Here is a 23447-nt window from a genome sequence, read left to right as displayed (position 1 = left end):
CCCTGTCTCACGCATCGGGGGGAAGGGAGGCCCCCTCCCTACAATCTGGGCGACTTCGCGTATCCCATGCCCGCACCGGACCCCACCCCGAAACCGCGCGCCCGCCCGGCGCCGACCCCCCGCCCCCTCTGGCTGCGTGCCCTGGGGACGATCGTCCTGCTGGGCGCAGGCGGCCTGCTGGCGGGTCTGGCCCTGCTGGCCCTGGCCCTGGCCATGGCCTATCCCAACCTGCCCGACATCGAGGGCATCGACAACTACCGGCCCAAGCTGCCGATGCGGGTGTATTCGGCCGAGGGTCGGCTGATCGGCGAGTTCGGCGAGGAGCGCCGGCTCTTCACCCCCATCGCGCAGATCCCGGCGCGCATGAAGGAGGCGGTGCTCGCCATCGAGGACGCGCGCTTCTACCAGCACTCCGGCATCGACTACCTGGGCATCGTGCGGGCCGGCTTGGCCAATGTGACCGATGCGCGCAGCCAGGGCGCATCGACCATCACGATGCAGGTCGCGCGCAACTTCTACCTCTCCACCGAGAAGACGCTGACACGCAAGATCTACGAGATCCTGCTGTCGCTGAAGATCGAGCAGCAGCTCAGCAAGGACGAGATCCTGGAGCTGTACATGAACCAGATTTACCTCGGCCACCGGGCCTACGGCTTCGCCGCCGCGGCCGAGACCTATTTCGGCAAGCCCCTGGCCAGCCTGTCGATCGCCGAGGCGGCGATGCTCGCCGGCCTGCCCAAGGCGCCCTCGGCCTACAACCCCTTCAGCAATCCGGCGCGCTCGCGCACGCGGCAGTTGCACATCATCGACCGCATGTTCGAGAACGGCTTCATCACCGAAGAGGAAGCCGAAGCCGCCAAGGTCGAACCGCTGAAGTACCGCGCACGCAAGCAGGTGCCGCTGCATGCCGAGTACGTGGCCGAGCAGGCGCGCCAGCTCATCTTCCAGCAGTACGGCGAGGACGCCTACACCCGCGGCCTGCGGGTCGACACCAGCCTGCGGCTCGACGAGCAGGAAGTGGCCTACCGCGCGCTGCGCCGCGGCATCCTCGACTACGAACGCCGCCAGCACTACCGCGGCCCCGAGGCCGAGCTGGCCCTGCCGCCCGAGACCGATCCGGCCTTCGAAGAGAAGATCGCCGAGGCGCTGGAAGCGCATCCCGACAACGACGAGGTGCAGGCCGCCGTGGTGCTGGCGGCCAGCCCGAGCGAAGTCCGGCTGATGCTGCGCGACGGCCAGCGCCTGCGGCTGACGGGCGAGAGCCTGAAGCCGGTGGCCTCGGGCCTCTCGACCAAGGCCAATCCGAAGGTGCAGATCCGCCGCGGCTCGGTGGTGCGGGTGGTGCCGGCCGAGGGCCAGCTCGCCGGCTCGGTCAGCCGCTGGTTCCTGACCCAGTTGCCCGAGGTCGAGGGCGCCTTCGTCGCGCTGGACGTGAACACCGGCGCGATCCGCGCGCTGGTCGGCGGCTTCGACTTCGCGAAGAACAAGTTCAACCACGTCAGCCAGGCCTGGCGCCAGCCGGGCTCCAGCTTCAAGCCCTTCGTCTACTCGGCCGCGCTGGAGAAGGGCATCACGCCCTCCACCGTGGTCGACGATGCGCCGCTCTTCTACAGCGCCGAGGCCACCGGCAGCCAGCCCTGGGAGCCGAAGAACTACGACGGCAAGTTCGAAGGCCCGATGCCGCTGCGCACCGCGCTGGCGAAATCCAAGAACATGGTCTCGATCCGGGTGCTGGAGTCCATCGGCACCGACTATGCGCAGCAGTGGATCGGCCGCTTCGGCTTCGAGGCCGCGCGCCACCCGCCCTACCTGCCCATGGCCCTGGGCACCGGCTCGGTCACCCCGCTGCAAATGGCCAGCGCCTATGGCGTGTTCGGCAACGGCGGCTACCTGTTGCCGCCGCGGCTGGTCACACGGGTGTCGGACGACCAGGGCCGCCTGCTGCTCGACCTGCCGCCGCGGCCGCCGAGCGAGGACCAGCGCGTGATCGCGCCGCGCAATGCCTTCCTGATGAGCAGCCTGATGCAGGAGGTGACCCGCAGCGGCACCGCCGCCCGTGCGCAGGCCACGCTGAAGCGGCCCGACCTCTACGGCAAGACCGGCACGACCAACGATTCGGTCGATGCCTGGTTCGCTGGCTACGGGCCGGGCGTGGTGGCGGTCTGCTGGATCGGCTACGACCAGCCGAAGAAGCTGGGCTCGCGCGAGACCGGCGGCGGCCTGGCCCTGCCGGTGTGGATCGACTACATGAGCAGCGCACTACGCGGCGTGCCGGTCTTCGAAGTGCCCGTGCCCGAGGGCGTGTCGCAGATCAACGGCGAGTGGTACTACGAGGAGTACACGCCGGGCCACGGTGTCGACCACCTCGGCACCGCCCTGCCCGAGGCGCCGCCGGCCACGGAAGACGAGAAGAAGAGCATCCTCGATCTCTTCCGCTGAACCTGCCGGCGGGGCCCCGCACGGGAGCGCTCAGAAGCCCAGCGGCGTGCCGGCCTGCTCGCTGACGCAGGCGGCCAGCAGGGCGAGCAGTTCCTCGCCGGTCTTGGTGTCGACCCAGCGGCCGTCCTGATGCCGGAAGTGGAAGCCGCCGCGGCGCGCGGCCACCCAGATCTCGTGCAGCGGCGGCTGGGTGTTGACGACGATCTTGCTGCGGTTGGGGAAGCTCAGCTCGATCAGGCCGCCGGTGCGCGCGCTGTCGATGTCCACGCCGTCGACCTGAAGCCAGTGGTCGGCCCGCAGCTCGATGCGGGCCAGCATCTCGCGGCTGAGCGCCTGGTACTGCGCCTCGCTCAGGCCGGAGCGGGCGGCCGGGTCGGTATGGCCCAGGGAGGTTTCGGTGCTCATCCTTAGAATCTTCTGATGTTGATGTTGCGATCGATTCTAGGCAGCGCCCCCCGGGCGTCCGGCCGCCCCACCCTGCGGGCCGTGCGGTCTCCGCAAGGCCTGCGCTGCGGCGCGCTGCTCGGCGGCCTGGGCCTGGCCCTGCTGCTGGCGGGCTGCGGCCAGCGCGGCCCGCTCTACCTGCCCGGCCCGGCGGATGCGAGCGCGGCCAAGCCCGACACCCTGCCGACCGCATCGCCGCGCCCGGCCGCGCCCCCGGCCTCGGGGCCGGCCCGATGAGCCGGCCGCCGCTGCCCGGCGCGCCGCATCTGGCCTGGGGCGAGGCCGGCCTCAGCCTCGACGGCCTGGCCCTGGACGAGCTGGCCACCGCCCACGGCACGCCGCTCTACGTCTATTCCCGCGCCGCCATGCAGTCCGCGCTGGCGCCCTACCAGCAGGCGCTGGCCGGCCGGCCGCACCTGGTCTGCTATGCAATGAAGGCCAACAGCAACCTGGCGGTGCTCCAGACCTTCGCCCAGGCTGGCTGCGGCTTCGACATCGTCTCCGGCGGCGAGCTGGCCCGGGTGCGGGCCGCCGGCGGCGACCCGGCCAAGGTCGTCTTCTCCGGCCTGGGCAAGACCCGCGCCGAGATGGCCCAGGCCCTGGACGCCGGCATCAAGTGCTTCAACGTCGAGAGCGAGGCCGAGCTGGACGTGCTGTCCGCCGTCGCCGCCGCACGCGGCCAGCGCGCCCCGGTCAGCCTGCGCGTCAACCCCGATGTCGATGCCAAGACTCATCCCTACATCTCCACCGGCCTGAAGGGCAACAAGTTCGGCATCGCCCACACCCGGGCGCTGGCGGCCTACCGCCATGCGGCCGGCCTGCCGGGGCTGAAGGTGGTGGGCATCGACTGCCACATCGGCTCGCAGATCACCGAAATCGCGCCCTACCTGGATGCGCTGGACCGCGTGCTCGATCTGGTCGAGGCCATCGAGGTCGCCGGCATCCCCCTGCATCACCTGGACCTGGGCGGCGGCCTGGGCATCACCTACACCGACGAGCAGCCGCCCGGCGCCGATGCCCTGATCGCCGCCCTGCTGGCTAAGCTGGACGCGCGCGGCCACGGCGGGCGCGAGCTGCTCTTCGAACCCGGCCGCTCCCTGGTCGGCAATGCCGGCGTGCTGCTGACCGAGGTGCTCTACCTCAAGCCCGGCGAGGACAAGAGCTTCTGCGTCGTCGACGCGGCCATGAACGACCTGATGCGCCCGGCCCTGTACGAGGCGGTGATGGGCATCGTGCCGCTGCGCCCGCGCGCGGACGGCACGCCCGAGGTGGTCTGCGATGTGGTCGGCCCGGTCTGCGAATCCGGCGACTGGCTGGGCCGCGACCGCGCCCTGGCCGTGCAGGCCGGCGACCGCCTGGCCGTGCTGAGCGCCGGCGCCTACGGCATGGCCATGGCCAGCAACTACAACAGCCGCGGCCGCCCGGCCGAGCTGCTGATCGACCGGGGCGAGGCCCTGCTGGTGCGCACCCGCGAGACGGTCGAGGCACTCCACGCGCTGGAGCGCCTGCCGGGGGCTTGAGCGTGTGAGGGCCGCGGGCCGGGCCTCAGGCCCGGCCTTCCTGCACGGCGTGGCAGGCGATGCGGCTTTCGGCATCCAGCCGCCGCAACACCGGCCGCTCCGCACGGCATCGCTCATTGGCCAGGCTGCAACGCGGGTGGAAGGTGCAGCCGGACGGCGGGCGGCTCGGGTCCGGCGCCTCGCCGATCGGCAGCACGCGCGCCTGGCCGCGGCGCGCCGGGTGGGGCACCGCGGCGACGAGCTGGCGGGTGTAGGGATGGCGCGGCACCTGGAAGATGCGGCCGGCCGACGCTTCCTCGACCAGGCGGCCGAGGTACATCACGCCGACCTGGTCGCAGATGTGCCGCACCACCGCCAGGTTGTGCGAGATGAAAAGCAGGGTCATGCCGCGCGCCATCGCCCGCAGCTCGGCAAGCAGGCCCAGCACCTGGGCCTGGGTCGACATGTCCAGGGCCGAGGTCGGCTCGTCGCAGACCAGGAAATCCGGCGCCGAGGCCAGGGCCCGCGCGATCGCGATGCGCTGGCGCTGGCCGCCCGAGAAGCTGTGCGGCAGGCGCGCGGCATCGTCGGGACTGAGACCGACGAGGCGCAGCAGCTCGGCCACCCGGGCGGCGCGATCGGCCGCTGTGTCCAGGCCGGCCAGGCCGTCGCCCAGCAGGCGCAGCGGCTCGTCGAGGATGCGGCCCACCGTCCAGCGCGGATTCAGGCTGGCCTGCGGATCCTGGAAGACCATCTGCAAGCGCCGCCGCAGGGCCTGGGCGCCGGGGCGGGCCAGGCGCCGGTGCAGGTCGTCGCCCTCGAAGTTCAGCTCGCCCTCGCTGGGCGCCAGCAGGCCGACCATCATGCGGGCGACCGTGCTCTTGCCCGAACCGGATTCGCCGACCAGGCCGTAGCTGCCACCCACTGGCAGGGCCAGGTCGAGCTGGTCCACCGCCAGCAGGCTGCGCGGCCGGCCGAACAGGCCCAGGCGCGGCAGCGCGAAGCGGCGGCTCAGCTCGAAGGTGTCGATCAGCGGCGGGCGGAAGCCGCCCGGGGCCGCGGCAGCGGTGTCCGCACCCGGCGCAACGCGCGGCCCGCCCCGCGGCGGAACGGCCGGCCCGGGCATATCGAGCGGATGCCAGCAGCTCACCTGGCCCGTACCGGGGCCGGGCGGGCGGCCGGGGGCCTGCCCGAGGGGCTGGGACCATGCGCCGGATGCGCTGCCGCCCAGGGCGCGCAGGGCCTCGCCCTCGGCGCGGTCGCGCGCCTGGGGAAGCTGCTGGCAGGCGCCGTCGGCGCGGGGACAGCGCGGCTGGAAGGCGCAGCCCGGCGGGCGCTGGCCGGGCGGCGGCATCTGGCCGGGAATGGCCTGGGGCAGGCCGGCCTGCGCATCCAGCCGCGGCATGGCCGCCAGCAGGCCGGCGGTGTAGGGGTGCAGCGGCCGGGCCAGCACCGCGTCGACCGGGCCGTCCTCGACCCGCCGGCCGGCATAGAGCACCAGCACGCGCTGGCAGACCTCGGCAACCAGGCCCAGGTCGTGGCTGATCAGCAGCACGCCCAGGCCGCGCTCGCGGGCCAGGCGCTGCAGCAGCTCGATGACCTGGGCTTGCAAGCTCACGTCCAGCGCGCTGGTCGGCTCGTCGGCAATCAGCACCTCGGGGTCGCCGGCCAGCGCAAGGGCGATCACCACCCGCTGGCGCTGGCCGCCGGAAAGCTCGTGCGGATACTGCGCCAGCCGGTCGGCGGCCGGGGCCAGGCCGACTTCGGCGAGCAGGGCGACCGCCCGCTCGCGCGCCGCCGCCCGCCCGCACTTGTGGTGATGGGCCACCGTCTCGATGAGCTGGTCGCCGACCGTGAAGAGCGGGTCCAGCGCCGCACTGGCGTCCTGGAAGACGGCGGCGATGCGGCGGCCGCGCAGCCCGGCGCGCCGGGCCGCCGGAAGCGTGTCGATGCGCTCGCCGCCGAGCCAGAGCTTGCCGCCCAGGCACTCCACCCCGGCCGGCAGCAGGTCGATCAGCGCCGCGCCGACCAGGGACTTGCCGGCCCCGGACTCGCCGACCAGGCCCAGCAGCTCGCCGCGGTACAGATCGAAGCCGAGGTCCTCGACCACCGGCTGGCGCATGTCGGCGGCATCGCGCCGGTGGAGGCTGAGCTGGCGCACGGCGAGCACGGGGCGGTCGTACGGGGCGGCGGCTGCGTCAGCGAACGGGGGCGCTGCTGGGACCGCCGCTGGGGCGTGCGGCTGCGGCTGCGGCTGCGGCTGCGGCTGCGGCTGCGGCTGCGGCTCAGGCTCAGGCTCAGGCTCAGGCTCAGGTTCGGGCTCGGGCTCGGGTCGCGGCGCAGCTTGCGCTTGCGGCGCAGCCGGGGGCGGCACGGCCGGCGGGGCATCCGCTGGTGGCGACTCGGCGGGCGCAGACGCGTCGACCGCCGGCTCGATCGGCCCAAGCACATGGCGGTCGGGCTCGAAGGCGGGCAGCTCGGCCGTCGGGTCGAAGCCCGGCTCGCGGCGGGCCGGGGGCGCAGGAGAACGGGGCGGGCTCATCGGGGATCGCTGCTGCGGCGCCAGGCCTCGCCGACCAGGTTGAAAGCCAGGGCCAGCAGCAGCAGCATCGCGCCCGGCACCACGGCGATCCACCAGGCGCCGCTGAGCAGGTGGTCGCCGCCAATGCGGATCAGGCTGCCCAGCGAGGGCGAGGTCGGCGGCACGCCCACGCCCAGGAAGGACAGGGTGGCCTCGGTCAGCACCGCCACCGCCAGTTGCAGCGGCGCCAGCACCCAGACGGCACCCAGCACATTGGGCAGCAGGTGGCCGCGCAGGATGGCCCATTCGCCCACGCCGGTCAGCCGGGCGGCGTCGATGTAGGCCTTCTGCCGCTCGACCTGGGTGGCCGCGCGTACGGTGCGCGCATAGGGCACCCAGCCGGCCAGCGCGATGGCGAAGACGAGCACGGCCAGGGCCTGCAGCTCGCCGGCGGCGGGGAAGACGACGCGGCCGATGCCATCGATCAGCAACGCGATCAGCATGGCCGGAAAGGCCAGCATCGCATCGCACAGGCGCATCAGCAGGGCGTCGGTGCGGCCGCCGCGCCAGCCGGCCAGCAGGCCGACGCCGACGCCGATCAGCAGCGAGAGCGCCACCGCCAGCCCCGCCAGGGCCAGCGAGACCCGGCTGCCGTGCAGCACGACGGAGAGCAGGTCGCGGCCCTGGTCGTCGGTGCCGAGCGGGTAGCGCGCTTCGCCGTCGGGCAGCCAGGCGGGCGGAAGCTGGGCATCGGCCAGGCTGAGGCTGGCCAGGTCGTGCGGATCCTGCGACGCGATCCAGGGCGCCGCAACCGCGGCCAGCACCAGCAAGCCCAGCAGGCCGGCCGCCAGCCTACGGCCCAGGGCGCGCAGCCCGGGCATGCCCTTCATGCCGCGCCCCCGCCCAGGGGCCGGCGCAGGCGCGGATCGACCAGGCGGCACAGCAGGTCGGCCAGCAGGTTCAGCAGCACGAAGAGCGCGGCACTGCCGCACAGATAGGCCGCCATCACCGGAATGTCGGCATAGGCCACCGCCTGGATGAAGAGCAGGCCCAGACCCGGCCACTGGAAGACCGATTCGGTCACGATCGAGAAGGCGATCAGGCTGCCGAGTTGCAGGCTGGCGATGGTGATGACCGGCGTGAGCGCACTGCGCAGCGCATGGCGGCCGTGCACGCGCCAGGCCGGCAGGCCGCGAGCGCGGGCGTAGCGGATGTGCTCGCTGGCCAGCACCTGCTGCATTTCGGCGCGCACCAGCCGGGCGATCAGCGCGGTCTGGAACAGGGCCAGGGTCAGGGCCGGCAGCAGCAGGTGGCGCCAGCCGGCCAGGCTGCCCAGGCTGCTGCTGCCGCCTTCGGGCACCGGCCCGCGGCCGAAGCCCGGCAGCCAGCCGAGTTGCAGGGTGAAGACGAGGATCAGCAGCATGCCCAGCATGAAGCTGGGCAGCGAGATGCCGAACAGCGTCAGGCCCATGGCCAGCCGCAGCAGGCGGCTGCGGGGGTGGATGGCGGCCAGCATGCCCAGCGGCAGGCCGATTAGCAGGGCCAGCAGCGCGGCGGCGCCGGCCAGCTCCAGCGTGGCCGGCAGGCGCTCGGCCAGGATCTCGGCCACCGGGCGGCCATGGCGCAGGCTGAGGCCGAACTCGCCCTGCACCGCCTGGGTGATGAAGTGCAGGTATTGCTGCGGCAGGGGCTCGTCCAGGCCAAGGCTGGCCCGCAGGGCAGCGCGCTGCGCGGGGCTGGCGTCCTGGCCCAGCATCTGGGCCACCGGATCGCCGACGAACTGGAACAGGCCGAAGGCCAGGGCGGCCACCAGCAGCAGGACCAGCAGGGCTTCAAGCAGGCGGCGCAGCAGAAAGCTCAGCACGACGTCGTCACGGGGGAGGCGTTTCAGGGCCGCGCATTGTGGATCGTGCGGGCGCCAGCGTGCGAGGGGCAAAAAAAAGCAGCCCCGAAGGGCTGCTTGGTCTGGATCCGGAGGACCAGGATCAGAAGGTGTGGGCCAGGCCCAGCAGGGTGAACTCGCGCTTGACGGCGACGTTGTCGTCGAAATCGCCGCTGCGGGTGGTGAAAGTGCCGTACACGGTGGTGCGCTTGGACAGCGAGTAGTTCCAGGCCAGCGCAACCTTACGCAGCTCCAGTTCCTCGCCACCGAAGGCGCGGATCTCGTACTCGGCGTTGGCGTAGTTGGCCAGCACGGTGAACTTGCCCAGCGGAACCTTCACGCCGATGGTGTACGAAGTCTGGTCTTCGATGATCAGGCTGCTCGGCGCCACGGTGTTGGTGGCAGCCGAGGTGATCTGGCTGCCATCGGCCACGTCGCTGGTCTTCTGGAAGCCGGCGTAGACGGTGGCGAAACCGAAGTTGTAGTTCGCGCCGATCGAGAAGGTCTTGTTCAGGTCGTCTTCGGCGCCCGGAGCGACATCACCGACCTTGATCGACTCATAGGACACGCCGGCGGCGAAGGGACCGCTGGTGTACGACGCGGTCACGCCCTGGTAGCGGCCGGCCACGTCAGCCGTGGCGTCGCTGGGCTGCTCCGACAGACCGATCTGGGCACCGAAACGGAAGCCCGAGAAGTTCGGCGAGGTGTAGGAGATGACGTTGTCCTGGCGGTCGCCAAAGTTCTGGAACAGCAGGTAGTTGCGGGTCACGGCGGCACGCGCCTGCGCGACAGTGGCGATGCCGGGAATGCCCTCGGCAACGATGGCGTTGGCCGTTGCAGCGTCCAGGGAGACCGCATTGCTCTCGTTGAGCTTGGTCTGACCGTTGAACGAAGGATCCCAGTACAGGGCGTTCAGGCGCGAGTAGGTTTCCTGGCGACCGAAGCGGATGTCGCCCAGGCTGGACGACGACAGGCCAACCCAGGCCTGACGACCGAAGAGGCGACCGCCCTGGCCCGACGCACCCGTGTCCGAGGCAAAGCCCGACTCGAGAATGAAGACCGCCTTGATGCCATTGCCGAGGTCTTCGACGCCACGCATGCCCCAGCGCGAGCCACCAATGCCGGTGGTGCCGCCGCCATCGTTCAGCCTGGTAGTCGATTCGCCAGCGGCTGCGTTGTTGATGCTGTCACCCGCCTTCTCGTGGGTGAGGTTCAGGTCGGCGCGGCCATACAGCGTCACCGACGACTGGGCCGAAGCGGCGCCAGCGAATGCGCCGAGAACGGCCAGCGCGATCAAAGACTTCTTCATGAACGATCTCCTGTGTATTCCCGGGTAAACCCCGTCCGTCCGGGCTGACGAGGTTCACGGATAGCAACTCCCGGTCTTGGAAGCCGATGCATTCCACCAGACTTTGTGTGACGCTTCCACGGGGCCAGGCCGCAGGCCGGCATGGAGCGTTGTCAAGCCACAACTATCCCTGACGGTCACCCTGCGCCGCCTCCGGGACACAGTGCCCGCCTGGAACGGCGGGCGGAAGCCCTGTACCAGGCTGGCGCCACGCCTCGCGGCACACTTAGCCGCAAACATCTTCAGTCTGATCATGCCCCTCGACTCCCCCCTGGACCGCGGCCTGCACGCGGTCGACCATGCCCTGCGGACGATCTGGGCGCGCCACACGGCCCAGCGCCCCTGCCCGACCGCAACCGAAGCCGAAACACCGCTGAGCGAAGCGGAACGCCGCGAGGCAGCGGCGCTGATGCGGGTCAACCATGTGGGCGAGGTCTGCGCCCAGGCGCTCTACCAGGCCCAGGCCCTGGCCACGAAGGATGCGGCCCTGCGCGCCCACTTCGAAGCGGCCGCCCGCGACGAGACCGACCACCTGGCCTGGTGCGAGCAGCGCCTGGCCGCCCTGGGCGGCCGGCCCAGCCTGCTCAATCCGATCTGGTATGCCGGCGCCTTCGGCTTGGGCCTGCTCGCCGGGCGGGCGGGCGACCGTGCCAGCCTGGGCTTCGTGGCCGAGACCGAGCGCCAGGTCGAGCAGCATCTCGACGGCCACCTCGATCGCCTGCCGGCGGGCGACACCGCCTCCCGGGCGGTGGTGCAACAGATGCGGGACGACGAGGTGCGCCACGCTCGCGAGGCCGAGGCGGCCGGCGGTACGGCCTTGCCGGCGCCGCTGCGCTGGGCGATGCGCGGCGCGGCCAAGGTGATGACCTTCACGGCCCACCGGATCTGAAGCCGGCTGCGGCGCGGCCGACCTCAGCCGCAGGCTTCAGGCCTCCACGACCTCGACGCTGTGGCCGATCTCGGCCGTCTTGGCCAGCATGGCGCTGGCCGAGCAGTACTTGTCGTGCGAAAGCTGCACCGCGCGCTCGACCGCCGTCGCGCTCAGGCCCTTGCCGCTGACGCGGTAGTGCAGGCTGAGGCGGGTGAACACCTTGGGATCCTGGGGCGCACGCTCGGCCTGCACCTTGACCTCGCAGCCGCTCACCGCATGCCGGCCGCGCTTGAGGATCAGGACCACGTCGTAGGCACTGCACGCCGCGGTGCCAGCCAGCACGGTCTCCATCGGCCGCGGCGCCAGGTTGCGGCCGCCGCCCTCGGGCGCACCGTCCATCGTCAGCAGGTGGCCACTGCCGGTTTCGGCCACGAAAGCCATGCCGGCCTCGGGTTGCCAGCGCACGGTGCATTCCATCGATCGACTTTCCCAGGCGGCATGCGGGGGCCCCGGACGGGCCGCCGCCGGCCGGGTGGCGGATTGTCACCCTCGCAGGCGACGCCGGTGAAGCCCGGATCCGGGCCGTTCCGGACCGGCTCATCGCGGCTTGAAATGCGCTTCCCGGCGGTCGAGACGCTTGCAAATCTAGGGTTAGCCCCTAGAATACGGGGCATCGGAAGCGCAAGGCCTCACGTTCCCCCCGAAACGCCACCCGCTTCCCGCCGCTTGTCTCCTCCACCCCTCCTCGATAGGTGGATTGGGCCCCGGGTCTCAGGACCCGGGGCCTTTTTTCTGGCCGGATCGCGGCGCGGCCGCGCGGCGGGGCGCCCGAGGGCCTCGCCTATGATCCGGCGAATTTTCCGCCCCTTCCCGGCATGCCCTCCCGCGTTTCCCGAACCCCTGCGCGCCGCGTTCGTGCCGCCGCCGACCCGTCGATGCTGGCCGACTACCTGCAGCGCATCCTGACGGCGCGGGTCTACGACGTGGCGATCGAGTCCGCCCTCGACCCCGCCCCCCAGCTCAGCGAGCGCCTGGGCGCGCCGGTCTTCCTCAAGCGCGAGGACACCCAGCCGGTGTTCAGCTTCAAGCTGCGCGGCGCCTACAACAAGATGGCGCGGCTGCGCCCGGCCCAGCGCGAGCGCGGCGTGATCTGCGCCTCGGCCGGCAACCATGCCCAGGGCGTCGCGCTGTCGGCGCGGCGCATGGGCTGCGCGGCCACCATCGTGATGCCGGTGACGACGCCGCAGCTCAAGATCGACGCAGTGCGCCGCCACGGCGGCGCGGCGGTGAACATCGTGCTGCACGGCACCAGCTATTCCGACGCCTACGCGCATGCGCTGACGCTGGAGAAATCGACCGGCGCCACCTTCGTCCACCCCTTCGACGATCCGGACGTGATCGCCGGCCAGGGCACGGTGGCAATGGAGATCCTGCGCCAGCACCAAGGGCCGATCGAGGCGGTCTTCGTCGCCATCGGCGGCGGCGGCCTGATTGCCGGTGTCGCCGCCTGCATCAAGGCCGTGCGGCCGGAGATCCAGGTGATCGGCGTGCAGACCAAGGATTCGGATGCGATGGTCCGCTCGGTCGAGGCGGGCAAGCGCGTGGTGCTGCATGACGTGGGCCTGTTCTCGGACGGCACCGCCGTCAAGCAGGTCGGCGAGGAAACCTTCCGCATCGCCCGCGCCCTGGTCGACGGCTACGAGGTGGTCGACACCGACGCGGTCTGCGCCGCGATCAAGGATGTCTTCCAGACGACCCGGGCCCTCGTCGAGCCGGCCGGGGCCCTGGGCCTGGCCGGGCTGAAGCAGTACGTGGCGCGCCAGCGCGCCGCCGAGGCGCGGCGCGGCAAGGCGCCGGCGGGCGAGCGCGGCTCGCTGATCGCGATCGCCTGCGGCGCGAACATGAACTTCGACCGCCTGCGCTTCGTCGCCGAGCGGGCCGAGCTTGGCGAGCAGCGCGAGGCCCTGTTCGCCGTGACCATCCCCGAGGAGCGCGGCAGCTTCCGCCGCTTCTGCGAGCTGATCGGCCCGCGCAGCGTGACCGAGTTCAACTACCGCATCTCGGATGCCGCGACCGCGCAGGTCTTCGTCGGCCTGAGCCTGTCGCAGCCGGGCGAGTCGGCGCGGATCGCGGCCGAATTCGGCGCGCAGGGCTTTGCCACCGTCGACCTCAGCCACGACGAGCTGGCCCAGACCCACATCCGCCACATGGTCGGCGGGCGCTCGGAGCTGGCCCAGGACGAGCGCCTGTTCCGCTTCGTCTTCCCCGAGCGGCCGGGTGCGCTGATGGGTTTCCTGTCGAGCATGCACCCGGCCTGGAACATCAGCCTCTTCCACTACCGCAACCAGGGCGCGGACTACGGCCGCATCCTGGTCGGCCTGCAGATCCCCCGCGGGCAGGGTGGGGAGCTCAAGCGTTTCCTCCGGCAACTGGACTTGCCCTGCGTCGAGGAGACGGACAATCCTGTCTACCGGCTTTTTCTTCGCTGACCTGGCGCCCGCACACCATGGCCGTTCCTGAGCTTCCGCCCCGTCCGGCTGCCGCGCAACAACGGCGCCGGGCCACCGGCTTCGCCCCCATCGCGCCCATCCACGGCCAGCCCTGGCTGCGCGATGCCCTGCAAGCCAAGCTGCGCCGCCGCCATGGCGTGACGGGTTACCACGGCGAGCTTGAGGCCGTGGCCATCCGGCTGGGCCTGATCCAGAACACGGTCAAGCCGCGGCTGCGCTCGCCGCAGTTGCTGGTCGTCGCGGGTGACCACGGCCTGGCGGTGGACCTCGGCCGCGGCCACCTGCCCAGCAGCGCCACCCAGGTCAGCCACATCCTGGGCGGCCGGGTGCCGATGGCGGCCTTCGCCTTCCAGCAGCGGGTGGGCCTGACCGTGGTCGACGCCGGCCTGGCCGAGGACCTGCCCCCCACGCCCACCCTGGTCAGCCGCAAGATCGCCTACGGCACGCACAACACCCGGCTCGGCCTGGCGATGAGCACGGCGCAGGCCGAAGCCGGCCTGCGTGCCGGCCTGGACATCGTCGAGGGCCTGCCGGGCAATCTGCTGGCCTGCGCCGGCGTGGGCGTGGGCAGCATGGAATCGGCGGCCCTCATCCTCTGCGAACTGGGCCGGCTGCCGCTGCGCGAGCTGCTGGTCGATCCGCACATGACGGCCGACCGGCTCTCGCGCATGCTCGTCGCGCTGCAAGGGGCGCAGAAGCGCCACCTCTCGGCGCGCGGGCCGATCGAGGTGCTGTGCGCCTTCGGCGGTCACGAGATCGCCGTGCTGGCCGGCGCCATGATCGCCGCCGCCGGCCAGCGCCGCACCCTGCTGATCGACGGCCTGCCGGCCTGTGCCGCACTGGCCCTGGCCGCGCGGCTCGCGCCCTCGGTGGTCGACTACGCCTTCTTCGCCCGCAGCAGCAGCCATCCGGGCCTGGACCAAGCCTTCGGCGTGTTCCACGCCAATGCCCTGCTCGAACTGGACCTGGACGCCCCCGACGGCACCGGTGCCGTGCTGGCCTGGCCCATGCTCAGTGCCGCCGCGGCGCTGCTGGGCGAGATCAGCGAGACCGTGCCGAGTTGGCTGCCCGAGCTGCCCTTGATCACCGACGAGGTCAGCCCGCCGCCGGGGGCCGAGCGCCTGCCGCGCCTGCGCAGCACGCTGCCGCCAGCCGACATGCGGCAACTGCCGCTGATGAACGAGGTGCCCGATCGTTAGGAGCCGTCCGGGCCATTGCCCTGAGCGGCGTGCAGCGGCCGGCGCCGCTTAGCGCGCCGCCGCTGCGGCGCGACGGGCCATGCCCACCGGGTCTTCCGGGTCGGCCTGGCCTTCCGGCGCAAACGGCACATCGGCCTCGGGTGAGACCGCCGGGTCGGGCTCAGCCTGCGGCGGGCTGGGCGGCGGCGGGAAGCCGGGTGCGGGCAATCCGGGGCGGGGCGGCAGGCCCGCGGCAGGGGCCATCGCCGAGACGCCGCCGGCCGGATCGGGCAGGCTGAGCCGCCGCTCGGCCGGACCCCCACGCGGCCCGAGGTGCACGGCGCGCCGCTCGACCGCCAGCAGCACCCAATCGCCATCGACCACCTGCCCCACCCGCACCGGGCGCAGCGGCCGGTCGGCCTGCTCGAACAGGGCCACGCCGGCGCCCGGCGGCTGGGCAGCGACGACGCCGATCAGGCGCAGGCCGCGGTCGGCATCGGTCTCGGCCACGGCTTCAAGCTCGGCCGCCGGGCCCGGGCCGGCGCCCAGCAAGCGCAGCGGGTCCCCGGCCAGGCCCGCGGCCGACGAAACCGCCGGCGCCGTGCTGGCCCCGCCCCCGGGCCGGGCGATGCGCAGGCCCCAGGCGACGACGGAAGCGGCCACCACAGCCCAGACGACAAAGGCCCCGAGTCGGGCGGCAAGCGGGAGTGACATGGGCGGTGATTATGATGGGCCGATGTTGCCGAATACCCCGCTCCCCGCCCGCCGCCGCCGCGCCCGCGGCTTCACCCTGATCGAGCTGATGGTCGTGCTGGTGATCATCGGCGTGCTCGGGGCGCTGATCGTGCCGAATGTGCTGGAACGGGCCGACGATGCCCGCGTGACCGCCGCCCGCACCGATGTCAGCGGCATCGTCACGGCGCTCAAGCGCTACAAGCTCGACAACCTGCGCTACCCCAGCGCCGAGCAAGGCCTGCAGGCCCTGGTGGCGCGGCCCACGGTCGAGCCCATTCCGCCGAACTGGAAGCCCAACCTCGACAAGCTGCCCACCGACCCCTGGGGCCAGCCCTATCAGTACCTGAACCCGGGCGTGAACGGGGAGATCGATGTCTTCAGCCTGGGGGCCGACGGCCAGCCCGGCGGCGAGGGCAAGGATGCCGACATCGGCTCCTGGCAGTGAGGGGCCGGCCATGCGCCAGCGGGCGCGCGGCTTCACGCTGATCGAGCTGATCGTCGTCGTCGCCATCCTCGCGATCGCCTCCAGCCTGGCCAGCCTGGCCCTGCGCGACCCGGCCGAGACCCGGCTGGAACGCGAGGCCGAGCGCCTGGCTGCCCTGCTCGAAGGCATGCGGGCCGAATCGCGCAGCCTGGGCCTGGCCCTGCGCTGGCAGGCCCTGCCGGACCGGGTCGAGGGCATCGATTTCCGCTTCCTCGGCCTGCCGCCCGGCATGAAGCCGCCGCCCCAGGCCTGGCTGGACCAGCCCGCCCCGCGCGTGCGCATCACCCGCTTCGATGCCGGCGGCAGCAGCTCGCCGGGCCAGGTGCTGCTCGGGCCCGAGCCGGTAATCGGCGCGCAGCGCATCGAGCTGGGCCTGGAGGAGCGGCGCATCACCGTGGCCAGCGACGGCCTGGGGCCTTTCCGGATCGAACGCGATGCCGCGCCGCGCTGAGCCCGCCGGCCGCCGGCTTGCGCGCGACGCCGGGCTGACGCTGATCGAAGTGCTGGTGGCCCTGGCCATCCTGGCCGTGGCGCTGGCGGCGGCGGTGCGGGCCTCGACCGCCCTGCTCGACAACGCCGACCGCTTGGCCGAGGTGCAGGCCGCGCAGTGGTGTGCCGACAACCGCCTGGCCGAGCTGCGGCTCAGCCAGCAATTCCCGGGCACCGGCGAGCTGGATTTCGAATGCCAGCAGCTCGGCCGCATCTACCGGCTGCTGCTGCGGGTCGAGGGCACGCCCAACCCCAATTTCCGCCGCCTCGACGCCCAGGTGCGCGATGCCGAGGGCCGGCCCATCCTGAGCCTGAGCACCGTGCTCGGCCGCTACTGAAGGCAGGGCGCGATGGGGACCCCGCGTCCGGCCCAGGCCGGCTTCACCCTGGTCGAGCTGCTGGTGTCGCTGTTCATCTTCGCGGTGCTGGCCGGCCTGGGCTGGCAGGGCATCGACGGCCTGGTGCGCAGCCGCGAGCGCAGCGAGCAGGCGCTGGACACCGTGCTGCGCCGGCAGAACGCCATCGCGCAGTGGGAGGCCGACCTCGCCGCCCTGCACGAAACCCGCACGCTGCCGGCGCTGAGCTTCGACGGCGCCACCCTGCGCCTGAGCCGCAGCACGGCCGACGGGGTGCAGATCGTCGCCTGGTCGCTGCGCGGCGGGCAGTGGCTGCGCTGGGCCGGCGTGCCGCAACAGCGCCTGGCCGCGCTGCAAGCGCAGTGGGAGAGCGTCGGCGAGGCCCTGGACCGCGAGGGCCCGGCCCGGCTGGTCATGCTCGAGGGCCTGCGCGCCTGGCAGCTCTACTACTGGCGCGACACCGCCTGGACCAATGCCCAGTCGACCGGCGATGCCGACCTGCAGGGCCAGGAGCAACTGCCCGGCGGCGTGCGCCTGCTGCTCAGCCTGGACCCGCCGGCCGGCGCCGCCGCCGAGGCCCTGGCGCTGCAACGCGATCTGCAACTGGCCCTGGGCCGCCGCAATTGAAGCCGACCCTGCCCCGCCGCCCTGCCCCGCCGCGCGCCGCGCGCGGAGTGGCACTGCTGACCGCGATGCTGCTGGTCGCGCTGATCGCCAGCCTGGCCTCGGGCCTGGTCTGGCAGCAGTGGCAGGCGGTGCAGGTGGAATCGGCCGAACGCGGCCGGGCGCAGAGCCAGTGGATCCTGGCCGGCGCCACCGACTACGCCCGGCTCATCCTGCGCGAGGATGCCCGCAACGGCGGCTACGACGCGCTCAGCGAACCCTGGGCCACGCCGCTGGCCGAGGCCCGGCTGTCGAGCTTCCTGGCCGTCGACCCCGACCGCCGGGCCGGCCAGGGCCCCGAAGCCTTCCTGTCCGGCGAGATCCGCGACCTGCAGGCCCGCTACAACCTGCTCAATGTGGTGGCCGCCACCGCCGAGGTGCGGCAGCGCGAGACCCTGGCCCTCGGCCGGGTGCTGGCCGCCGCCGGCCTGGCGCCCGGCCTGGCCAGCGGCCTCAGCCAGACCATGCGCCAGGCCGTGCCCAGCATGAGCCCGGCCTCCGGCGCCCTGCCGGAGGCGGGCATCGAGACCGCGCAGGCCGACCGGCCGCTGCGCCCGGCCCGGCTGCGCGACCTGCGCTGGATGGGCCTGGACGCTGCCGCGCTCGATGCCCTGGAGCCGCTGCTGACCCTGCTGCCGGTGACCACGCCGATCAACCTGAACACCGCCTCGCGCGAGGTGCTGGCCGCCGTGCTCGACATCGACAGCTCGACCGCCGAACGCCTGGTGCTGGCCCGCCAGCGCAAGCCCCTGGCCAATCTGGAAGAGGCGCGCGGCCTGCTGCCGGCCACGGTCGAGCTCAACCCGGAGCGGGTGGCCGTGTCCAGTTCATGGTTCGAGGTGCGCGGCCGGCTGCGGCTGGAAGAGCGCATCGTCGAGGAACATGCCGTGCTGGAACGCCGCGGCATCGAGGTGCTGACCATCTTCCGCGAGCGCCGCGCGGCCTTCGAACGCTGATGCAAGCCGCCCTGCATGCCCCCGCCGCGCCAAGGGCGGCCCCGCCGGTTGCCGTCATGGTCGGGTCCGGACCGGCTCCTACAATCCGCTGCGCCCCGCAGACCCCCTCTGGCGGGCGCCCCGAGGCCCCTCGATGAGCACCCTGGTCGTCTTCCTGCCCGACCGTCCGCGCCTGCGGGCCGGCGGCCGTCCCGCCGCCCCGCCGCCCGCTGAAAGCTGCGACTGGGTGCACTGGCCCGCCGAGGGCCTGAGCCCGCAGGTCGGCCACGGCCTGCCGGCCGCCCTGCCGCCGGCAGACCGCATCGTCGCCGTGCTGCCGCCCGCCGCGCTGGGCTGGCATCGCCTGGCCTGTCCCAAGGCCCCGCCGCGCCAGCGCGCCGCGGCCCTGGCCGGCGTGCTGGAGGAAGCCCTGCTCGACGAGGTCGGCCAGCTTCACTTCGCCCTGCCGCCCGGCCTGCGCGGCGGCCAGACCGGCTGGGTGGCCGTGGCCGAGAAGACCGGCCTGGCCGAAGTCCTGGCCCGCTTCGAGGCCGCCGACCGGCCGATCCACACCCTGGTGCCGGCCCTCGCCCCGTCCGACACGCCCGAGGCCCCGGCCCGGCTGTGGATCGACGCCGCCGCCGACAGCGCTTCCAGCCCGCGCCTGCAAGCCAGCCTGGCCGATGCCGATGGCCTGCGGCACTGGCCCCTGGCCGGCAGCGGCGCCCGCGCCCTGCTGCCCGCCGAGCGCAGCGCGCTGCGCGTGCAGGCCAGCCCGGCGGCTGCCGCCGCCGCCGAGGCCTGGCTAGACCAGCCGGTGCAGGTGCTGGGCCGGGTCGAGCAGGCCCGCGAGGCCCTGGCCTCGCCGTGGAACCTGCGCCAGTTCGACCTGGCCCTGCGCCACCGCGGCCTGGCGCGGCTGCGCGAGGCCGGCCTGCGCTTCCTGCGCGAACCGCTGTGGCGGCCCTTGCGCTGGGGCCTGGTCGCCTTATTGCTGGTGCAGGCCCTGGGCCTGCAACTCGGCGCCTGGCAGTTGCAGCGCGCCCTGGCTGCCGACCGCGCCGAGATGACGCGCCTGCTGCGCGAGAGCTTCCCGCAACTGCGCGTGGTGCTGGACGCGCCGCGCCAGATGCAGACCGAGACCGCGCGCCTGCGCCATGCCGCCGGCGAGGCCGGCGAAGCCGATCTGGAAACCGCCCTGGCCGCCCTGGCCAGCGCCTGGCCCGAGGGCCTGAAAGCCGAGGCCTTGAGCTACGAGAACCGCCAGCTCCGCATCGACGCGACCGGCCTGCGCCCGCCCGCCATCGAGCTGCTGCGCGCCAGCCTGGCCCCGGCCGGCTGGCAGCTTGACGGCGAGGCCGGCCGCCTGGCCCTGCGGCGCGCTGCGGCCCTGGCCCCGGCCCGGCTTGCGGAGGCCCGGCCATGAGCAAGACCGAACTGCAAGCCGCGCTGCGTGCCCGCTGGGCCGGGCTCAAGCCCAGCGAGCGCCAGGGCCTGGCCGCGGCCGCGGCGCTGCTGCTGGCCCTGCTGCTGTGGAGCTTGTGGCTTCAGCCCCTGCTGCGCACGCTGCGCGAGGCGCCACCGCAGCGCGCCGTGCTGGCCAGCCAGTTGCAGCAGATGCGCCAGCTCGCCACCGAGGTGCGCAGCCTGCGCGAACGCCCGCCGCTGGCCCCCGCCCAGGCGGAAGCCGCGCTGCAGGCCGCCACCGCCGCGCTCGGCGCCGGCAACCGCGTGCAATTGCAGGGCGAGCGGGCCGTCGTCACGCTGCAAGGCGTGTCCGGCGAGGCCCTGCTGGGCTGGCTGCGCGAGCTGCGCGCCGGTGCGCGCGCCCTGCCGGTCGAGCTGAAGCTGCGCCGCCAGGGCGAGCTCTACAGCGGCAGCGCCGTGATCGCGCTGGCGCCCGCCCCCTGAACGCGCCGCGCCCCCGGACCATGGCCCGCCTGCGCCGCCCCCCCGCACTGCCCGCCCGCGCCATGCGCCCGGCCGGGCCGCCGGCCGAGCACGGCAGCAGCCGCCCGGCGCGGCGCTGGGGCCTGGCGGGTGCGCTGCTTGGCGGCCTGCTGGCGGGCCTCGCCCTGGCCCCGGCGGCCTGGCTGGGCGATGCGGTGGCAGCGGCCAGCGGCGAGCATCTGCGCCTGGACGCGCCCGCAGGCACCGTCTGGCAGGGCAGCGCCGTGCCGGTGCTGAGCGGCGGCCCCGGCAGCCGCGATGCCCTGGCCCTGCCCGACCGCCTGCACTGGCGCCTGGGCTGGTCGGGCGGGCCGGTGCTGGACCTGGCCCAGGCCTGCTGCATTGAAGCCGGCACCCGGCTGCGCGTGCAGGCCGGTTGGGGCCGGCTGCACCTGGGCCTGGAACCGCCACAGGCCCTGGCGGCTGAAACCGCGCCCGAGCTGGCCCGCTGGCCGGCCGCCTGGCTGAGCGGCCTGGGCACGCCCTGGAACACCCTGCAGGCCGGCGGCCGGCTCAGCTTGCGCAGCCAGGGCCTGGGCCTGGGCTGGACGCGGGCCGGCTGGCAGCTCGACGGCGTGGCCGTGCTCGGCTTGCAGGATCTCTCGGCCCGGCTCAGCCCGCTGCCGCGCCTAGGCAGCTACGAGCTGCAACTGGCCGGCGAAGGCCCGGGCCGCGCGCGACTCAGCCTGTCGACGCGCGACGGCGCGCTGCAACTGCGCGGCGACGGCCAACTCAGCGCGCGCGGCCTGCGCTTTCGTGGCGAGGCCGAGGCCGCGCCGGGCGAGGAAGCCGCGCTCGCCAACCTGCTGAACATCATCGGACGGCGCCAGGGTGCGCGGTCCGTCCTTGCGATCGGATGACCATGACGCTGCGTGAGCTGCGGTGCGCCAGGCGCACTTCCCCCCCGATGGACCGGCCGGCCCGGCCGCTGGCGCTGCTGCTGGCGCTGGCCCTGGGCCTGCCCGTGCTGCCGGCCTCGGCCCAGGCCCCGGCCGACCGGACCCCGGCGGCCCGGCGCACGGCCGCGCCGGTGACGCTGAACTTCGTCAATGCCGAGATCGAGGGCGTGGCCCGGGCCGTGGGCGCGATCCTGAACAAGCCCATCGTCGTCGACCCGCGGGTGCGCGGCACGATCACGCTGTTCAACGAGACGCCGGTGCCGCCGCAGGAGGCCTATCGCAACTTCCTGGCCGCGCTGCGCGGCCTGGGCTTCACGGTGGTCGAGGTGGCCGGCCTGCTCAAGGTGGTGCCCGAAGCCGATGCCAAGTTGCAGACCGGCACCGTGGCGGTGGAAGACACCGAACGCCGCGGCGACCAGGTGCTCACCCAGATCTTCCGCCTTCAGCACGAAAGCGCGGCCAGCCTGGTGCCGGTGCTGCGTCCGCTGATCAGCCCCAACAACACCATCAATGCCAATGCCGGCAACAACACCCTGGTGGTGACGGACTATGCCGACAACCTGAAGCGCCTCGGCCAGATCATTGCCGCGCTGGACCTGCCGCAATCGGCCGAGATCGAGATCATTCCCCTGCAACATGCCGTGGCGGCCGACCTGGCGCCCATCGTGCAGCGCCTGTCCGACGGCGGCAGCAGCGGCGGCCAGTCGACGCCGCCCGGCGTGCCGGTGCCCGGCGGCAGCGGCAGCAGCGGGGTGTCGGTGATCGCCGACCCGCGCGGCAATGCCCTGCTGGTGCGCGCCGGCCAGCGCGGCCGCATGAGCGCAGTGCGGGCGCTGGTGGCCCAGCTTGACCGGCCGGGCCGCAGCGGCATGGCCGGCAGCGGCATCCATGTGGTCTACCTGAAGAATGCCGACGCGACCCGCCTGGCCCAGGTGCTGCGCGCGGCCTTCAGTGCCGCCGGCAGCGGCAGCGGCAGCAGCGGGGGTGCCGGCGGCGTGCTGGCCGCCCTGAGCGGCGGCGGCGGCACGTCCAGCAGCAGCAGCGGTGGCCTGGGCAGCTCGGGCAGCAGCAGCGGCAGTTCGGGCAGCAGCGTGGCCGCGCCGCAGACCACCCAGCCGGTGAATGCCGCGGCCGCGCCCTCGACCGGCGGCTTCATCCAGGCCGACCCGGCAACGAATGCGCTGATCATCACCGCGCCCGAGCCGCTCTACCGCGAGCTGCGGGCGGTGATCGAGCAGCTCGATGCGCGCCGTGCGCAGGTCTTCGTCGAGACCATGCTGGTCGAGGTCAATGCCAACAAGGCGGCCGACCTGGGCTTCCAGTTCCAGGGCCTGCTGGGCGGCGGCGACAACGTGCGCGTCTTTGCCGGCACCAATTTCGGCAGCGGCGGCAACAACCTGCTGAACCTATCGATCGCCGGGGCGACCGGCGCCGTCAGCGGCACCACCCTGCCCTCGGCCGGCCTGAATGCCGGCCTGCTCAAGCGCTATGGCGACGTGATCACGCTGGGCGCGCTCGCGCGCTTCCTGCAGACCGAGGCCGACGGCAACATCCTCTCGACGCCCAACCTGGTCACGCTGGACAACGAGGAGGCCAAGATCGTCGTCGGCCAGAACGTGCCCTTCGTGACCGGCTCCTTCACCAACGGCAACAACGGCGCGACCAATCCCTTCCAGACCATCGAGCGGCGCGATGTCGGCATCACCCTGCGGGTGCGGCCGCAGATCGGCGAGAACGGCACGGTGCGCATGGTCATCTACCAGGAGTCGTCGAGCGTGGTGAACCAGAACGTCTCGCAGGGCGTGGCCGATGCCACCGCCGGCCTGGTGACGAACAAGCGCTCGATCGAATCGACCGTGGTCGTCAACGATGGCGACATCCTGGTCATGGGCGGCCTGATGCAGGAGCAGTTCCAGGATAACTCCAGCAAGGTGCCCGGCCTGGGCAATCTGCCGGGCATCGGCGCCCTCTTCCGCAGCGACAACCGCACCCGCACCAAGAGCAATCTGATGGTCTTCCTGCGGCCGGTGGTGATGCGCGATGCCGAGGCCGCCAATGCCCTGAGCCTGGGCCGCTACGACCTCATCCGCGCCCAGCAGCAGGCCACCCAGCCGCCGCAGCGGCCGGGCCTGGATGTGGGCGACGCGCCGCAGCTTCCGCCCCTGCCCGGCACGGTGCCGGCCGGTGCCGCGGGCCCGGCCAGCGCCCCGGCGCCGGTCGAGCCTGCCCGCTGAGGCCGCCGCC

Annotated in this window: 22 protein-coding genes; 15 read left to right on the top strand and 7 right to left on the bottom strand. The window is 73.1% G+C overall.

All coding sequences use genetic code 11. The annotated features are described in order from the left end of the window. Window positions 1-66 precede the first annotated feature (66 nt). Window positions 67-2439, top strand: coding sequence for a penicillin-binding protein 1A (locus tag JI742_RS04275; RefSeq protein WP_201824255.1), 2373 nt, complete (start codon window positions 67-69; stop codon window positions 2437-2439). Between the two features lie 30 nt (window positions 2440-2469). Here the strand turns inward: JI742_RS04275 and cyaY are convergent, their stop codons facing one another. Beyond that, window positions 2470-2844 carry an iron donor protein CyaY gene (gene cyaY, locus JI742_RS04270; RefSeq protein ID WP_201824253.1) on the bottom strand — a complete coding sequence of 125 codons (375 nt, stop codon included), beginning with the start codon at window positions 2842-2844 and terminating at the stop codon, window positions 2470-2472. 81 nt (window positions 2845-2925) lie between these two features. On the opposite strand from cyaY, the gene lptM reads away from it, so the two are divergent. Together lptM and lysA are read left to right on the top strand one after the other, a co-directional pair. Beyond that, window positions 2926-3120, top strand: coding sequence for an LPS translocon maturation chaperone LptM (lptM, locus tag JI742_RS04265; protein WP_350309623.1), 195 nt, complete (start codon window positions 2926-2928; stop codon window positions 3118-3120). Next, window positions 3117-4403: a diaminopimelate decarboxylase gene (gene lysA / locus JI742_RS04260; protein ID WP_201824251.1), complete on the top strand. Its 1287-nt coding sequence runs from the start codon at window positions 3117-3119 to the stop codon at window positions 4401-4403. Before lptM ends, lysA begins: the two co-directional genes overlap by 4 nt. A gap of 25 nt (window positions 4404-4428) precedes the next feature. On the opposite strand, the gene JI742_RS14110 is transcribed toward lysA, so the two are convergent. The 4 genes from JI742_RS14110 to JI742_RS04240 form a co-directional block, all read right to left on the bottom strand. Continuing rightward, on the bottom strand, window positions 4429-6552 hold the full coding sequence (locus tag JI742_RS14110; protein ID WP_201824249.1) for an ABC transporter ATP-binding protein: 2124 nt from the start codon (window positions 6550-6552) through the stop codon (window positions 4429-4431). 368 nt (window positions 6553-6920) lie between these two features. Beyond that, window positions 6921-7784, bottom strand: a complete 864-nt coding sequence (locus tag JI742_RS04250) for an ABC transporter permease (protein ID WP_236676776.1) — start codon at window positions 7782-7784, stop codon at window positions 6921-6923. 5 nt (window positions 7785-7789) lie between these two features. Beyond that, window positions 7790-8767, bottom strand: a complete 978-nt coding sequence (locus JI742_RS04245) for an ABC transporter permease (protein ID WP_201824245.1) — start codon at window positions 8765-8767, stop codon at window positions 7790-7792. Window positions 8768-8888: 121 nt separating this feature from the next. Continuing rightward, on the bottom strand, window positions 8889-10094 hold the full coding sequence (locus JI742_RS04240; protein WP_201824243.1) for a porin: 1206 nt from the start codon (window positions 10092-10094) through the stop codon (window positions 8889-8891). Between the two features lie 292 nt (window positions 10095-10386). Between JI742_RS04240 and coq7 the strand changes: the two genes are divergently transcribed. Then, a complete protein-coding gene (coq7, locus tag JI742_RS04235; RefSeq protein ID WP_201824241.1) occupies window positions 10387-11022 on the top strand; it encodes a 2-polyprenyl-3-methyl-6-methoxy-1,4-benzoquinone monooxygenase in 636 nt (211 codons plus the stop codon). A gap of 36 nt (window positions 11023-11058) precedes the next feature. Here coq7 and JI742_RS04230 read toward each other — a convergent pair whose 3' ends face one another. Further along, entirely contained in the window at window positions 11059-11481 is a 423-nt protein-coding gene (locus JI742_RS04230) for an OsmC family protein (protein ID WP_201824239.1), read from the bottom strand. 398 nt (window positions 11482-11879) lie between these two features. On the opposite strand from JI742_RS04230, the gene ilvA reads away from it, so the two are divergent. Together ilvA and JI742_RS04220 are read left to right on the top strand one after the other, a co-directional pair. Further along, window positions 11880-13493 (top strand): threonine ammonia-lyase, biosynthetic, encoded by a 1614-nt coding sequence (gene ilvA, locus JI742_RS04225; RefSeq protein WP_201824237.1) that lies wholly within the window; start codon window positions 11880-11882, stop codon window positions 13491-13493. 17 nt (window positions 13494-13510) lie between these two features. Continuing rightward, window positions 13511-14713 carry a nicotinate-nucleotide--dimethylbenzimidazole phosphoribosyltransferase gene (locus JI742_RS04220; protein ID WP_201824236.1) on the top strand — a complete coding sequence of 401 codons (1203 nt, stop codon included), beginning with the start codon at window positions 13511-13513 and terminating at the stop codon, window positions 14711-14713. A gap of 48 nt (window positions 14714-14761) precedes the next feature. Here the strand turns inward: JI742_RS04220 and JI742_RS04215 are convergent, their stop codons facing one another. Beyond that, a complete protein-coding gene (locus JI742_RS04215) occupies window positions 14762-15406 on the bottom strand; it encodes a hypothetical protein (RefSeq protein WP_201824235.1) in 645 nt (214 codons plus the stop codon). Window positions 15407-15428: 22 nt separating this feature from the next. Here JI742_RS04215 and gspG point away from each other — a divergent pair, with 22 nt between their 5' ends. From gspG to gspD, 9 genes are all read left to right on the top strand, one after another. Further along, complete coding sequence (gene gspG / locus JI742_RS04210; protein ID WP_201824234.1) at window positions 15429-15872, top strand: type II secretion system major pseudopilin GspG; 444 nt, start codon at window positions 15429-15431, stop codon at window positions 15870-15872. A gap of 10 nt (window positions 15873-15882) precedes the next feature. Continuing rightward, window positions 15883-16362 carry a prepilin-type N-terminal cleavage/methylation domain-containing protein gene (locus tag JI742_RS04205; RefSeq protein ID WP_236676775.1) on the top strand — a complete coding sequence of 160 codons (480 nt, stop codon included), beginning with the start codon at window positions 15883-15885 and terminating at the stop codon, window positions 16360-16362. Beyond that, a complete protein-coding gene (gene gspI, locus JI742_RS04200; protein WP_201824232.1) occupies window positions 16346-16738 on the top strand; it encodes a type II secretion system minor pseudopilin GspI in 393 nt (130 codons plus the stop codon). The genes JI742_RS04205 and gspI overlap by 17 nt, the downstream gene beginning before the upstream one ends. Before the next feature lie 12 nt (window positions 16739-16750). Further along, window positions 16751-17383: a PulJ/GspJ family protein gene (locus tag JI742_RS04195; protein WP_201824230.1), complete on the top strand. Its 633-nt coding sequence runs from the start codon at window positions 16751-16753 to the stop codon at window positions 17381-17383. Between the two features lie 47 nt (window positions 17384-17430). Next, window positions 17431-18375, top strand: coding sequence for a type II secretion system minor pseudopilin GspK (gspK, locus tag JI742_RS04190; RefSeq protein ID WP_350309622.1), 945 nt, complete (start codon window positions 17431-17433; stop codon window positions 18373-18375). 133 nt (window positions 18376-18508) lie between these two features. Next, a complete protein-coding gene (gene gspL / locus JI742_RS04185; RefSeq protein ID WP_201824227.1) occupies window positions 18509-19780 on the top strand; it encodes a type II secretion system protein GspL in 1272 nt (423 codons plus the stop codon). Beyond that, window positions 19777-20265, top strand: coding sequence for a type II secretion system protein GspM (gene gspM, locus JI742_RS04180; RefSeq protein WP_201824225.1), 489 nt, complete (start codon window positions 19777-19779; stop codon window positions 20263-20265). The genes gspL and gspM overlap by 4 nt, the downstream gene beginning before the upstream one ends. Before the next feature lie 20 nt (window positions 20266-20285). Continuing rightward, window positions 20286-21164 (top strand): type II secretion system protein N, encoded by an 879-nt coding sequence (gspN, locus tag JI742_RS04175; RefSeq protein WP_236676774.1) that lies wholly within the window; start codon window positions 20286-20288, stop codon window positions 21162-21164. A gap of 47 nt (window positions 21165-21211) precedes the next feature. After that, window positions 21212-23437, top strand: a complete 2226-nt coding sequence (gspD, locus tag JI742_RS04170) for a type II secretion system secretin GspD (protein ID WP_236676773.1) — start codon at window positions 21212-21214, stop codon at window positions 23435-23437. The last annotated feature ends 10 nt before the right edge of the window (window positions 23438-23447 follow it).

The organism is Piscinibacter lacus, from assembly GCF_016735685.1.
Lineage (GTDB): Bacteria > Pseudomonadota > Gammaproteobacteria > Burkholderiales > Burkholderiaceae_C > Aquariibacter > Aquariibacter lacus.
Note: the sequence above shows the minus strand (reverse complement) of the source record. Positions and strands in the feature narration are given on the sequence as shown.

Coding starts and splice junctions, on each gene's coding strand:
- gspM (WP_201824225.1), top strand. CDS start 19,777: ATGAGCAAGACCGAACTGCAAGCCGCGCTGCGTGCCCGCTGGGCCGGG.
- gspG (WP_201824234.1), top strand. CDS start 15,429: ATGTTGCCGAATACCCCGCTCCCCGCCCGCCGCCGCCGCGCCCGCGGC.
- JI742_RS04230 (WP_201824239.1), bottom strand. CDS start 11,481: ATGGAATGCACCGTGCGCTGGCAACCCGAGGCCGGCATGGCTTTCGTG.
- lysA (WP_201824251.1), top strand. CDS start 3,117: ATGAGCCGGCCGCCGCTGCCCGGCGCGCCGCATCTGGCCTGGGGCGAG.
- JI742_RS04250 (WP_236676776.1), bottom strand. CDS start 7,784: ATGCCCGGGCTGCGCGCCCTGGGCCGTAGGCTGGCGGCCGGCCTGCTG.
- gspD (WP_236676773.1), top strand. CDS start 21,212: ATGGACCGGCCGGCCCGGCCGCTGGCGCTGCTGCTGGCGCTGGCCCTG.
- JI742_RS04195 (WP_201824230.1), top strand. CDS start 16,751: ATGGGGACCCCGCGTCCGGCCCAGGCCGGCTTCACCCTGGTCGAGCTG.
- JI742_RS04220 (WP_201824236.1), top strand. CDS start 13,511: ATGGCCGTTCCTGAGCTTCCGCCCCGTCCGGCTGCCGCGCAACAACGG.
- gspN (WP_236676774.1), top strand. CDS start 20,286: ATGGCCCGCCTGCGCCGCCCCCCCGCACTGCCCGCCCGCGCCATGCGC.
- gspI (WP_201824232.1), top strand. CDS start 16,346: ATGCCGCGCCGCGCTGAGCCCGCCGGCCGCCGGCTTGCGCGCGACGCC.
- JI742_RS04275 (WP_201824255.1), top strand. CDS start 67: ATGCCCGCACCGGACCCCACCCCGAAACCGCGCGCCCGCCCGGCGCCG.
- coq7 (WP_201824241.1), top strand. CDS start 10,387: ATGCCCCTCGACTCCCCCCTGGACCGCGGCCTGCACGCGGTCGACCAT.
- ilvA (WP_201824237.1), top strand. CDS start 11,880: ATGCCCTCCCGCGTTTCCCGAACCCCTGCGCGCCGCGTTCGTGCCGCC.
- gspL (WP_201824227.1), top strand. CDS start 18,509: ATGAGCACCCTGGTCGTCTTCCTGCCCGACCGTCCGCGCCTGCGGGCC.
- JI742_RS04215 (WP_201824235.1), bottom strand. CDS start 15,406: ATGTCACTCCCGCTTGCCGCCCGACTCGGGGCCTTTGTCGTCTGGGCT.
- JI742_RS04240 (WP_201824243.1), bottom strand. CDS start 10,094: ATGAAGAAGTCTTTGATCGCGCTGGCCGTTCTCGGCGCATTCGCTGGC.
- cyaY (WP_201824253.1), bottom strand. CDS start 2,844: ATGAGCACCGAAACCTCCCTGGGCCATACCGACCCGGCCGCCCGCTCC.
- JI742_RS04205 (WP_236676775.1), top strand. CDS start 15,883: ATGCGCCAGCGGGCGCGCGGCTTCACGCTGATCGAGCTGATCGTCGTC.